Annotated in this window: 1 pseudogene; it reads right to left on the minus strand. The window is 61.8% G+C overall.

Annotated elements, in window-relative coordinates:
* Positions 1-676, minus strand: a pseudogene (locus tag G7A66_RS09175) (transposase); the annotation flags it as partial.
* Between the last annotated feature and the right edge of the window lie 67 nt (positions 677-743).

The following is a 743-nucleotide window of genomic DNA, read 5'->3' on the forward strand; positions in this document are numbered from 1 at the left end:
TTGAGCACCCGGAACCGTCTGCCCGACGCCATCTGGTCATGAACGAAGTCGAGGCTCCACCGCTGGTTCGGCAGAGCCAGAACCGGAGCAGGAGCCCTCGTGCCGACAGCACGCCTGCGGCTGCGTCGTCGCCTCACTGCCAGCCCTTCCTCCTTGTAGAGCCTCTGGGTCTTCTTCCGGTTGATCATGATCCCTTCCCGGCGCAGCAGGATATGCAAACGGCGATAGCCGAACCGGCGACGCTGGTTGGCCAGCTCGCGCAGCTTCTCACGCAGACCAGCGTTATCGTCCCGCGTGGAACGGTATCGCACGCTCTTGCGATCGGCATCCATGACACGGCACGCCCGCCGTTCGCTCATTCCGTGGCAGGCCTGGAGATGAGCAACAGCTTCCCGCTGCGCGGCGGGCGTCAAAACTTTTTTGCCAGAAGATCTTTCAGCGCAGCCTTGTCCAGCATCGCATCGGCCAGCAACCGCTTCAGCTTCGCGTTTTCGCTCTCCAGCTCCTTGAGCCGCCGGGCATCGGACACCTCCAGCCCGCCATACTTCGACTTCCAGTTGTAGATCGTCGCTTCCGACACCCCGTGCCGCCGGGCCAGGTCAGCGGTCTTCGCGCCAGCCTCTGCCTCCTTCAGCACACCAATGATCTGCTCTTCTGAAAACCTCGTTCTCTTCATCTCGTCCGTCCTTCTGTCAGGGCCGGACTCTAATCCAACTTGGAGGAAAATCAGGGGGTCACGTCAC

The sequence above is a fragment of the Alteripontixanthobacter muriae genome (assembly GCF_013336795.1).
Taxonomy (GTDB): Bacteria; Pseudomonadota; Alphaproteobacteria; order Sphingomonadales; family Sphingomonadaceae; genus Pseudopontixanthobacter; species Pseudopontixanthobacter muriae.